A 10960-nucleotide genomic window follows, 5' to 3' on the forward strand; every position below is an offset into this window, starting at 1 on the left:
CTCTCCGATAATTTTATGATTAATTAAATAGTAACTAATTCTTGCGCTTGTTTAATTATTTGTGGACTTTTATTTTTTTTATTTAATTCTAAGTTAATAATTCTTGCTAATTTAGCTATTTCTTCAACACTAGAATCTATTGTTAAATCAGTATGTTTCTTAAACCAATTTAATACATCTTCTAAGTACCATAAACTTTGAGATACGCTATAAAAAGCATTAGGAAAACTCTCTTTTAAAGTATATTTTTCTATTTTTTTTTGACTGCATTCAAAAATTTCTGCTAAGTCTTTAATACCTACTAAATCAGGAGAAATATAAACTAAATCAGATTCAGGAATAACAAATTTTACCTGTTTAATAGCACTTGATACAGCTTCATAAGCTGACTCAGATTCTCTAATAAAATCTATGGCTATTGAACCTTTTTTTCCTACTGCAAATAGTCCATCACTACATCCTACTTCATATAAAGCATCACTATAAATATCTGGATCAATTTTAGGATTATGAAAATCAAAAATTAAAGCAAAATTAAATTCTTTCATATATTTTTTTCGTTATAAATACAATCATTTATGGCTTTTTTTAGTTGTTTAGCATGGTTAGTGGGATTTTTGGGAGTGCAATGTATATTTAAAATACAATTACGTCCACTACAGCAATTAGGATCATTTTTAGGGCAATACAAAGAACCCCAAATATGTGCATGACCTTTAGGCTCTTTTACTTGCCAACCTTGTTTTAATGCCTCCTCTATTACTTTCCTTATTTCTTTATTTCTTTATTAGGGTGTTTTTTCATTTTATCTTTGTTATTGATAAATAGCTATTATTTATTGATATATAAACTAAAATCTATTCTAAAATAACATTTTATTACTTTAATTAAATACCTCATTCAATAACTCTTAATTAACTTCAATAATTTCAGTATATTCAAATTGATTATCACTTTTTTTAACTAGGGGATATTGTTGGTTATTAATGTTAATAAAATCCTCTTGACAGTCTTGTTTGGGCGATCGATATACTAGAATATATTGTTTATTAATATAAGGATTCATTTCCGATTCTACTTCATTTCGCCATTGAGTTTTGGTGACTAAAACTACTAATTGATTGGCTAATTGTGGGATACATTTAGCTACTTGACGGCGATAAATTTCATCTAAACTGCCGAAGGGAGAATCCATAATTATGGGAAATTTACTAGAGTCTAAACCGACTAAACTACTCTGTTTTGACCATTCCCTCACCATGTCAATAATAGCACCAATAAAAGATAAACTCAAGATTTGATTTTCTCCCGTAGAAGGCGCAACAGACAAAGCAATTCCTGATGTATTTTCGATTAAATTTAATTCATAATTTTCGTTTAAACGAGGTTGATAAGGAGTGAAAGAAATTGAATTAAAAATCTCTTGTACTTTCTTTTCTAAGGCTAATCTGAATTGATTTTCTAAACGTTTTTGTACCTCATTAATACATTTTATGGCTTCTTCACTGGCATCAATTCTTCTGATAATTAAAGCCTGTTTTTCTTGTTTAACTTCTTGTTTTTTGATTTGTTTTTCTAGGTTAATTAATTCTTCTTCGATGGTTTCTAATTGTAAGTTAATTTCCCCTTGATTTAAGGTTAATTGTCGAATATGTTGATCTATATTATCTAATTGTTTTTGTGTTTCTTGAATATTTCGATCGGGATATTGCCTTAATTGTTGATTGATTTTTTCTAATTCATCTTCAATGTTGCCTAATTGATAGCGCCAATTATTAATATTTTCTTGATGTTTATTTATTTCTATCCAAAAGTTTTTTTCCTGAGATTCAATACTATTAACTTGAGTTTCTAAACGAATAGATGCTTCTTCTATTTCACTATTTCCAGCTATATTCATCCATTTTTCTACTTCTTGATAAGCCTCATTATCGGCATATAATTCTGTACCGCAAATACACTTATTTTGTTTTAATAATTGAGCAACAAATTGCTTTTTTATACCACTGGGCAATTCCCCTTTTTCCCTTAAATTTTCGATAATAACTTTAAATTGTTCGATCGAACTTCCCAAAAATGTTAAATAACTTCTAGTAGAAATTTCTTTTTTGATAATTTGCTGAGTATTGACTAGATTTTTTCTAACTTCTTTCTCCTCTTGTAATAATTTTTGTTTTAATAGCTGTAAATTTTCAATGCCAGACATAGCCATCATTTGATTAGAAAGATTTTGTTTTTCTGACTCTAATTGACTTAATCTTGAGGCTAATAAATGTTCATCTTCTTTTAACTTTATCCGTAAATTTTCCTGTTCTTTTTGTTGCTTAACCAGTGTTTTAATAGTTATATCTCCTAAGCTATGTAACTCATCTTTTAAACTTTTTTGGGCATTTTTTAGATGAGAAACTGCCCTTTCTAAAACTTTTACCCCAATTAATTCTTTCGTATCTTCCGCAATTTTATGCCTTTCTTCTACTCGAAAAAGATGATCAATATGTTCTCCATCAAAAAAGAAATATTGATGTAAACTACGAGGTAAAATTCTTTCAATTATATCCATCGGTGACTCAAGAGGATGTTGCCATTTTCCATCATCTCCAGCTACCATCATGTATAATTGAGGTTGATTAATAACTATTTTATTATCCTTATTTCTATGGGCAAAACACTTTCTTTTTAACTGATAAGTTTTATAATCATGCTCAAATATTATCTCGACAAAACATTCGATCGAACTGCCAAATTCTACCTCATAAATAGCCTTTTTATTAACTAATAATTCAGGAGAAGCAAAAGCGGAAGTAAATCTTTCATAAAATACCCAAGTAAAAGCATTTAATATAGTAGTTTTTCCTGCACCATTATTACCATGAATAATAGTCGTGTTTTTTTCTCCATTAGCAAAATAAATTATCGGAGTTTTACCATAAAATTGTCTAAAATTTAAAAACTGTACACTAATAATTTTCATCTCAAAATAGCTGATCAATAATTTTAACGGCTCATCATAATTACAATTATATCACTTATGCTTAACTATGAAACAATTAATTTTGACTCAGTTATTCATTCTTAATTCTTAATTCTTAATTCTTAATTCTTAATTCTTAATTCTTTACTGTATATTTTTTTTAATTATATTCAACACATCATCATTAATATAACGAGTATTTTTTTGGGATAATCGATCTTTTTCTAATTGTAGCACTTCCTCCACGATCGAGCGAATTTTTGGTTTAGCTTGAGCTATAGGTTCAGTAATTTTATCTAAGTTATAATAATTATGATTAATCATGATATTTATTCTCAATAATTAAATTAGTTTTATTATAAATTATTTTCTTTAAAATGTAATTTTAATCTCAACTTAATTTACAAAAATTAATATTATAAAAAATGAAAAAGATTTAGAATAAAAATTAAGAATTAATTTGTTATACCTAATGATTTATAATGGTTGAAAATAAGCAAAAAAAAGTTCGTAAGGTATTAATTATTACCTTAATTTTGAATATCGTTGTGTTGATTTTAAAAGCCGTAGTTGGTACAATGACTGGTTCATTAAGTTTACAGGCTGATGCTTTGCATAGTGTTACTGATAGTGCCAATAATATTTTAGGTTTAGTAACCAATCAACTTTCATCCCCAATTCCCGATCGAGATCACCCTTACGGACATCAAAAATTTGAAGCTATTGGAGCTTTGGGTATATCTGCATTTTTAGGTATTGCGTGTTTTGAAATTTTAAGCAGTGCCGTTAGTAGAATAATTTTTGGTGGTGAACCTGTTAACATTGGAGGTGCTGAATTATGGGTTTTAATTATTATTTTAGGTATTAATATTTTTGTGGCTTTTTATGAGCGAAAAGTAGGTCAAAAATTAGGTAGTAATATTTTAATTGCGGATGCCTCTCACACCATGAGTGATGTATGGATAACAATTAGTGTATTGTTTGGTTTGATAGGAGTTTGGCAATCGGAAGCATGGAATTTGCCTTGGTTACAATCCCTCGATTATTTATTAGCTTTTCCTGTTGCTATTTTAGTGATAAAAAGTGCTTGGGAGGTATTAAAAAATAACTTACCTTGGTTAGTTGATCAAATGGCAATCGCCCCTGAATTAATCCATGAAATAGTCATGGGAGTAGATGGAGTAATTAACTGTCATAATATTGCATCTAGGGGATTATTAGGAAGACAAGTTTTTATTGAAATGCACGTTATTGTTAATAGTGAAAATGTTAAAATTGCCCATGATATAACTGAACAAATTGAGGCAAAACTTGAAGAAAAATTTGCTCCAGTGCGTGTCTTAATTCATATTGAGCCTTTAGAATATCAATCCTCACAAATTACCTATGATAATAATCAAAAATATATTTAGAAGGGCATAATTTTTAAAATCTCTTTTTCCACTTTCCACAATTAATGAAAAACTCTATTAAATGTCTTCTATTAATATAAAATTTCGATCGAACGGAGAGGATAATGGTATATTAGATAAAAATTAGTTGTAATGATTAACAATGGACGGAAAATATTGGATTGAAAAACTAAACCTGCAAAAACATCCTGAAGGGGGATACTATCGAGAAACCTATCGCAGTGAAGATATTATTAATCAAGATAAATTATTGACAAGATATGATGATTGTCGAAATGTTAGTACAGCGATTTATTATCTTTTATTAGATAAAGAATTTTCTAGTTTTCATAAACTAAAAAGTGACGAAATTTTCCATTTTTATAGCGGTACAACTTTAATAGTTAATGTCATCGATACTGAAGGAAAATATCACGAATTTAAACTAGGAAATAACCCCGAAGAAAACGAAGTTTTACAGTTAGTTATTCCCCATGATTGTTGGTTTGCTGCTCATGTTAGTCAACCCAACTCCTATAGTTTAATTGGTTGTACTGTATCTCCGGGATTTGATTTTGCTGATTTTACCCTAGCCGATCGAACACAATTAGTTACATTATATCCTCATTTAACAGAAATTATTACGAAGTTTACCCGTGATAGCCATAAATAGCCATAAGTAAATTTTAAAGATTGATTGACAGGAAAAAGCAGATAAATTTATAATATTGATCAACTATAAACTAGAATTATAAATCTTGTCAAAATAAACCCCCATAATCTTCGCTATATAAATATAAAAAAGGACAACAAAAATGGATGGAAATTATCAAAATTATATAAATAGAGTTGTACAAATGACTGTACCCTCCAACTATAAACAACAGTTAAAAAATATTCAGTCGTCGCCTAAATTTGTAGAAGGAAAACCCGTAGATTTCCCCGGATATAGTGTTATTACTCCACCCTATACAGAAGATAATTATAATAAAGAATTTTATCATAATTTAGAAGATGTATTATCTCCCTTAGTAGAAAAATTAGGCTCTGATTTTTTCTTGGGTTTACCGAAAGAAAGTTTCCATTTAACCTTAGCGGATTTAATCTGGGAGAAAAGTTATACTAATGCGGTGAAAGAAAATCCTGATTTTGACAATATTTTAATTTCAGAAATAGGTAAAATTTTTTCAGAATATAACAATGCTATTACTAAAACAGAATCTTTAGAATTATGCTTAGAAGTTATTGGTTTATCAATCTTTCCGAGGGCGATTGCCTTATGTCTTGCCCCGACTGAAAATAGTTATGAGCCGATAATTCAACTACGTCAATTAATTTATCAAAATGAGCAAATTATCAAACTAGGTATTGAACAACAATACGATTTTGTCGCTCATATTACTTTAGGATACTTTAATAAAATTGATGAAAATATTGACTTAAATAAAGTCGAATCTGTGATTAAAGAAGTCAATGATTTATGGATAGAAAAATCTGATCATCTTTTTGAATTAAAACAGTTTGAATTAAGAAAATTTACTAATATGATTAATTTTATTCGTCAACCCGAATGGGCAACCATAACCCTTTAGAAATTTAAAATGTAGAATTTAGAGTATAGGCTGAATACATTGAGCATCGCCTCCATCATAAAATAATAAGTAGGTGTTGCTGAAAAAGTATTGTGATAAATGAGGGGAGGTAATGGGTAATAAGTAATTCTTAATTCTTAATTCTGCATTCCTAATTGCTTTAACAATTTTACCCACACTTATTTTTCTCCTCTAGCTTATTATATCCGGTGCATTTTCTTCACTCTTTAAAGTTACAGACATACGCATACCCAGAGCTGATAAAACTTTGGAAATAGTTTTGAACTGTGGTTTGCCCGTCTTAGAAAGAGATCGATATAAGCTAGTGCTATTTAATTCGGCTGTTTGAGCAATAGCAGTTACACCTCCTTGGGCTTTAGCTACATCTTGAAGAGCCGCTTGAAATAGTTCAATATCTCCATCAGCAAGACATTCTTCTAGGTAGATAGCCGCAGTTTCACGATCTTGTAAACATTGCAGTTGAGACAATTCAAATGGACTACTAGGTGAGTGTGTCATTATTCTTTCCTCCTTTGATAATCAGTAAAATATTCAATCGCCTTGATAATTGTTTCATTCTGTTTCTTTTTTGTTGACCCAGCAAGTAAAAGAATTATTTTATTATTGATAATGCTGTAAAATATTCGATAGCCTGAACCGTAATGTTCACGCATCTCAAAGATATTTTTTGCACCTTTAATGATTTTATAATCACCAAAATTGCCAAAAGAGGCTCTCCTCAATCTCGCCGCAATTTTTGCTTGTGCTTTATTATCTTTGAGTCTTTCTAACCAATCTTGAAAAGGAATTTCTCCTTTGTCAGTGGTGTATATTTCTAGTTCATATTTGCTCACCTCTTTATATTCGCCTATAGGCGAATATATGTCAAGTCCTATGAATTAATTTTTTCATAGTAATTTTCAATCTAGTTTTTTATCCTAATCATACCAAATTAAAAAAGAATTGCTACGATATTAGACTTCTCCAAAAATTATGGTTTTTGAACAGTATTTCGGGCTTCTAGCCCGATTTATGGAGATGCCTATTGTTTAATTTTTTGGATAATATTTAATTGCTTATTGACTATAAAATGACGTGCTGAATGTGGGATACAAATTAGCTTATAATTAAAGTGTTTAATCGCAATAGGAGATAAAGGGTGCTGTTATCAAAAGGTTTTGAAGTCGAAGTTTATACAGGCACAAATAAAGGTGAGGTAGTCGGGCTTTCTAGTCAAATTGTTAAGGATTTACATGGTTTTGTGCGAGAGCCTGATAGTAGAAATGTCGAATATACTACTGCTCCTTTGTGTAATTACGATCGACTCCTATGTGCATTATTGCGCCCTCGTAGAGACTTAAGACAGTATCTTCAAACCTTGGGAGACTATACGATTATACCGGGGAGTACTTTATCTTTAGGAAATAGTAGCAAATTTTTCAGATCTGATCCTGATAATCACTATCATGATTATATTGAACAAACTTACCATACAAAAATCGTTACGGCGAGTATTCATATCAATATCGGTATAGAAGACACAGAAAAACTAATTCAAGCCTATCGTTTAATCAGGGTAGAAGCCCCTTTATTGTTGGCTTTAAGCGCCTCCTCTCCCTTCCTCGATAATCAAGTGACGGGAAATCACTCTACCCGTTGGCGTTTATTTCCTCATACTCCTCAAGATGTACCCCTATTCCATAGCCATAATCATTATATAGAATGGACAAAACAACAGTTGGTTTTGGGTACAATGCAAAATGTCCGTCATTTGTGGTGTTCTGTGCGACCCAATGGAGATAATCGTCCTTACAGTTTGAATCGACTAGAGTTACGAATTTGTGATCTAGTTTTAAACCCCATTCATTTGTTAGCTATAACGGCGATTTTAGAGGCAAGAATAGCCCAAATTTTAAATGATGATACCCTTGATCCTTTACAACAAAGTACCATCGATCGAGGCGATTTAGAACAAGAATTACTGAGAATTACGAAATATAATGAACAAGCGGTGAGTGAAAAAAGTTTAACGGCTTTATTGTATCGTTGGCAGGATGGTAGTCAAATCATTGCTAAAGACTGGCTAGAGGAGTTGATTAGCGAATTATATCCCATTGCTAAAGCCAGAGGATTTGCTTGTTTTCTCACTCCAGCTTACAAAATTTTAGAAGAGGGTAATCAGGCTCAAAAATGGTTACAACAATATGAACAAGGTTTATCTATTGAAGAAATTATCCAAAGTTCGATCGAATCTGTCAAACAAGAGGAAAAAGATTTAGAAGACAAATTATGTGAACAAATATTGATAGCTTAAAGTATTGAACTTAAGAAGAAACAATACCAGACCATTGTACATTTTTTTCTTTGGTACGGCGATAGGAAAAGAAATATTCAGGAGTTTGATAAGTACAATAAGGTGCGATCGAAATGTTGTCAATGGGAATATTTTGCCCTTGAATTTGTAAGTTAATTACTTGAGTAACGTTTAATTTTACCTTATCTTTTTCTGTGTCTGGAAGAATAGGCTTATTAGTAAACTGATAGGCTTTTTCTAAGATTAAATCATCTTCTAAATCTCCTGTGATAATCGTTTTTAAAACTTTTATCGCCACCAATTTATCGACTTGATATACTTTACCATCAATAGCAGGACCTAGAGCAAATAAGAGATTTTCTTCTTTACTACCTTGAGATTTTAATAATTGAATCGCTTTTGGTACAATATTACTAGCTGTACCTCTCCATCCCGAATGAATAGCGGTGACTTTTCCCGTACCTCGATCGGCTATTAGTACTGGTGTACAATCCGCACTAGCCGCCCACACCGATTGTAAGGGTTTTTCCGTAATAATGCCATCTCCTTGCACTAAATCCGTTTCTTGCTTTAACACATCTACCTTATCCGTATAATGGACAATATCGCTATGAATTTGTTTAAGACGATAGGTAGAAGCCTTGGGGTTGAGATGGTTGACTAAAATTTCGGGAGGTTTGCCTTGAAAATGACTGGAAAAAAAGCCGTGTTGCCAATCTTTTAACAGTTGACAAGTAAGATAGTTACCGTTGTCTGTTTCTTGCCATTGCCACGCAGAAGAAGTAGGGTTACTCATAATTAATTTTCTTTACCTGAATCTCGTAATAGTTGACGTAATCGATCGATTTCTAATTTTCTTCATCTCATCGTTAATTATAGTCATCAGGAATATTAATTCCCGCTTGTAGTAATAATTGACGTAATCGATCGTTTTCTAATTGTGTTCTATTAACTTGTAATTGAGCTTGATCTGCTCGTAGTTTTTCCTGTTGAGCTTTTTGTGTTAATTCTATAGTAGTAAGAAAGGGTTGTCCATCGGGATAATATACTTTTAAGGTGTCGTCTGTTAACACAAAACGAATGCCTAATCTTGGACTTATCCAGTCTGTAATATCTTCAATAAAGGTTAAAATGCCATTTTCTCTTTCTAATCCTGTCAAAACATTTCGATCGGGATCATAGATGTAATATTCCTCTACTCCGTATTTGTCGTAAAACTGCTGTTTTTTCACCATTTCTTTATAGGTGTTGCCGGGGGAGAGAATCTCAAATACCACTTGAGGGGTAATATTATTCTCTTTCCACTGTTGATATGAACCTCGATCGCCTTTTGGACGATCGAAAACTACAAATACATCGGGTGCCACTCTAATATCTGGACTTCCTTCTACTGGATACCAAAGTAAATCTCCTGCTACAAATACATTCGGATTATCTGCGAATAAACATTCTAAGTTTTCCTTGAATAAGACTATCCAACGGAATTGTCTGGTATTGTCTGCCATGGGTTTACCATCACTATCTGGATATACTATATTTCGATCGAGTGATAATGTCATAAGATTTCCCTCATCTCATCGTTATTGTTAATTATAGTCATCAGGAATATCAATTCCAGCCTGTTGTAATAATTGCCGTAATCGATCGTTTTCTAATTGTGTTCGATCGGCTCGTAACTTTTCTTGGGTAGCTTTTTCATTAAATTCTATAGTAGTAAGAAAGGGTTGCCCATTGGGATAATATACTTTTAAGGTATCTTCTGTTAGCACAAAACGAATACCTAATCTGGGACTTGTCCAGTCTGTGATATTATCAATTAACTCTAAATTACCTTCGATGCGTTGAAATCCTGTTAATTCGTTATCATCAGGATCATAAATGTAATATTCTTCCACTCCATACTTATCGTAAAACTGCTGTTTTTTCACCATTTCTTTATAGGTATTGCCGGGGGAGAGAATTTCAAACACCACTTGAGGGGTAATATTATTCTCTTTCCATTGTTGATATGAACCTCGATCGCCTTTTGGACGATCGAACACTACAAACACATCAGGGGCAACTCGTATTTCTGGACTTCCTTCTACTGGATACCATAGCAAATCCCCTGCTACAAATACATTGGGATTATCTGCGAATAAACATTCTAAGTTTTCCTTGAATAATACTATCCAACGGAATTGTTTGGTGTTGTCTGCCATGGGTTTACCATCACTATCTGGATATACTATATTTCGATCGAGTGATATTTTCATAAGTCAAGATTTCGCTCATTAGTTTTATGTTAATTATAGTCATTAGGAATATTAATCCCTGCCTGTTGTAATAATTGCCGTAATCTTTCATTTTCTAATTGTGTTCGATCGGCTCGTAGTTTTTCCTGTTGTGCTTGTAATTGAGCTTGATTAGCCCGTTGTTTTTCTTCATCAGCTCGTAGTTTTTCCTGTTGAGCTTGTAATTGAGCTTTTTGTGCTTCTAAATCAGCTTTATTTGCTTTTTCCGTCAATTCTATGGTAGTTAAAAAAGGTTGCCCGTCAGGATAATAGACTTTAAGAGTCTCATCTGTTAACACAAAACGAATGCCTAATCTTGGACTTATCCAGTCTGTAATATCTTCAATAAAGGTTAAAATGCCATTTTCTCTTTCTAATCCTGTCAAAACATTTCGATCGGGATCATAGATGTAATATTC

14 protein-coding genes and 1 pseudogene are annotated in these 10960 nt (G+C 31.7%); 5 read left to right on the forward strand and 10 right to left on the reverse strand.

The window, feature by feature from the left end; translation table 11 throughout:
* Nucleotides 1-23: 23 nt before the first annotated feature.
* Nucleotides 24-548: a DNA-binding protein gene (locus tag ACN4EE_RS07900; RefSeq protein WP_431705871.1), complete on the reverse strand. Its 525-nt coding sequence runs from the start codon at nucleotides 546-548 to the stop codon at nucleotides 24-26.
* 30 nt (nucleotides 549-578) lie between these two features.
* Here ACN4EE_RS07900 and ACN4EE_RS07905 point away from each other — a divergent pair, with 30 nt between their 5' ends.
* Nucleotides 579-713 carry a hypothetical protein gene (locus ACN4EE_RS07905; protein ID WP_431705872.1) on the forward strand — a complete coding sequence of 45 codons (135 nt, stop codon included), beginning with the start codon at nucleotides 579-581 and terminating at the stop codon, nucleotides 711-713.
* A gap of 197 nt (nucleotides 714-910) precedes the next feature.
* Here the strand turns inward: ACN4EE_RS07905 and ACN4EE_RS07910 are convergent, their stop codons facing one another.
* Together ACN4EE_RS07910 and ACN4EE_RS07915 are read right to left on the reverse strand one after the other, a co-directional pair.
* Nucleotides 911-2971, reverse strand: coding sequence for an AAA family ATPase (locus ACN4EE_RS07910; RefSeq protein WP_431705873.1), 2061 nt, complete (start codon nucleotides 2969-2971; stop codon nucleotides 911-913).
* A 144-nt stretch (nucleotides 2972-3115) separates the two neighbouring features.
* Nucleotides 3116-3295 (reverse strand): hypothetical protein, encoded by a 180-nt coding sequence (locus ACN4EE_RS07915; RefSeq protein ID WP_431705874.1) that lies wholly within the window; start codon nucleotides 3293-3295, stop codon nucleotides 3116-3118.
* Nucleotides 3296-3453: 158 nt separating this feature from the next.
* Between ACN4EE_RS07915 and cdf31 the strand changes: the two genes are divergently transcribed.
* From cdf31 to ACN4EE_RS07930, 3 genes are all read left to right on the forward strand, one after another.
* Nucleotides 3454-4383, forward strand: coding sequence for a CDF family zinc efflux transporter Cdf31 (cdf31, locus tag ACN4EE_RS07920; protein ID WP_431705875.1), 930 nt, complete (start codon nucleotides 3454-3456; stop codon nucleotides 4381-4383).
* Between the two features lie 142 nt (nucleotides 4384-4525).
* Nucleotides 4526-5035 carry a cupin domain-containing protein gene (locus tag ACN4EE_RS07925; protein ID WP_431705876.1) on the forward strand — a complete coding sequence of 170 codons (510 nt, stop codon included), beginning with the start codon at nucleotides 4526-4528 and terminating at the stop codon, nucleotides 5033-5035.
* Nucleotides 5036-5177: 142 nt separating this feature from the next.
* A complete protein-coding gene (locus ACN4EE_RS07930; protein WP_431705877.1) occupies nucleotides 5178-5954 on the forward strand; it encodes a DUF1868 domain-containing protein in 777 nt (258 codons plus the stop codon).
* 18 nt (nucleotides 5955-5972) lie between these two features.
* On the opposite strand, the gene ACN4EE_RS07935 is transcribed toward ACN4EE_RS07930, so the two are convergent.
* Genes ACN4EE_RS07935 through ACN4EE_RS07945 form a run of 3 tightly spaced genes read right to left on the reverse strand, consistent with a single transcriptional unit; the run spans nucleotide 5973 to nucleotide 6808 of the window.
* The gene (locus ACN4EE_RS07935) at nucleotides 5973-6131 is read right to left on the reverse strand and encodes a hypothetical protein (protein WP_431705878.1); all 159 of its coding nucleotides are present in this window, start codon (nucleotides 6129-6131) and stop codon (nucleotides 5973-5975) included.
* A gap of 15 nt (nucleotides 6132-6146) precedes the next feature.
* The gene (locus tag ACN4EE_RS07940) at nucleotides 6147-6473 is read right to left on the reverse strand and encodes an addiction module antidote protein (RefSeq protein WP_431705879.1); all 327 of its coding nucleotides are present in this window, start codon (nucleotides 6471-6473) and stop codon (nucleotides 6147-6149) included.
* Nucleotides 6473-6808, reverse strand: a complete 336-nt coding sequence (locus tag ACN4EE_RS07945) for a type II toxin-antitoxin system RelE/ParE family toxin (protein WP_431705880.1) — start codon at nucleotides 6806-6808, stop codon at nucleotides 6473-6475. The genes ACN4EE_RS07940 and ACN4EE_RS07945 overlap by 1 nt, the downstream gene beginning before the upstream one ends.
* A 305-nt stretch (nucleotides 6809-7113) precedes the next feature.
* Here ACN4EE_RS07945 and gshA point away from each other — a divergent pair, with 305 nt between their 5' ends.
* Nucleotides 7114-8268: a glutamate--cysteine ligase gene (gene gshA / locus ACN4EE_RS07950; RefSeq protein ID WP_431705881.1), complete on the forward strand. Its 1155-nt coding sequence runs from the start codon at nucleotides 7114-7116 to the stop codon at nucleotides 8266-8268.
* Nucleotides 8269-8278: 10 nt separating this feature from the next.
* Here the strand turns inward: gshA and pgeF are convergent, their stop codons facing one another.
* The 4 genes and pseudogenes from pgeF to ACN4EE_RS07970 all read right to left on the reverse strand — a co-directional run.
* A complete protein-coding gene (pgeF, locus tag ACN4EE_RS07955) occupies nucleotides 8279-9064 on the reverse strand; it encodes a peptidoglycan editing factor PgeF (RefSeq protein ID WP_431705882.1) in 786 nt (261 codons plus the stop codon).
* A gap of 73 nt (nucleotides 9065-9137) precedes the next feature.
* On the reverse strand, nucleotides 9138-9827 hold the full coding sequence (locus tag ACN4EE_RS07960; protein WP_431705883.1) for a Uma2 family endonuclease: 690 nt from the start codon (nucleotides 9825-9827) through the stop codon (nucleotides 9138-9140).
* Between the two features lie 27 nt (nucleotides 9828-9854).
* On the reverse strand, nucleotides 9855-10523 hold the full coding sequence (locus tag ACN4EE_RS07965) for a Uma2 family endonuclease (RefSeq protein WP_431705884.1): 669 nt from the start codon (nucleotides 10521-10523) through the stop codon (nucleotides 9855-9857).
* A gap of 29 nt (nucleotides 10524-10552) precedes the next feature.
* Nucleotides 10553-10960, reverse strand: a pseudogene (locus ACN4EE_RS07970) (Uma2 family endonuclease); the annotation flags it as partial.

This window comes from Geminocystis sp. CENA526, from assembly GCF_050753365.1.
GTDB lineage: Bacteria > Cyanobacteriota > Cyanobacteriia > Cyanobacteriales > Cyanobacteriaceae > Geminocystis.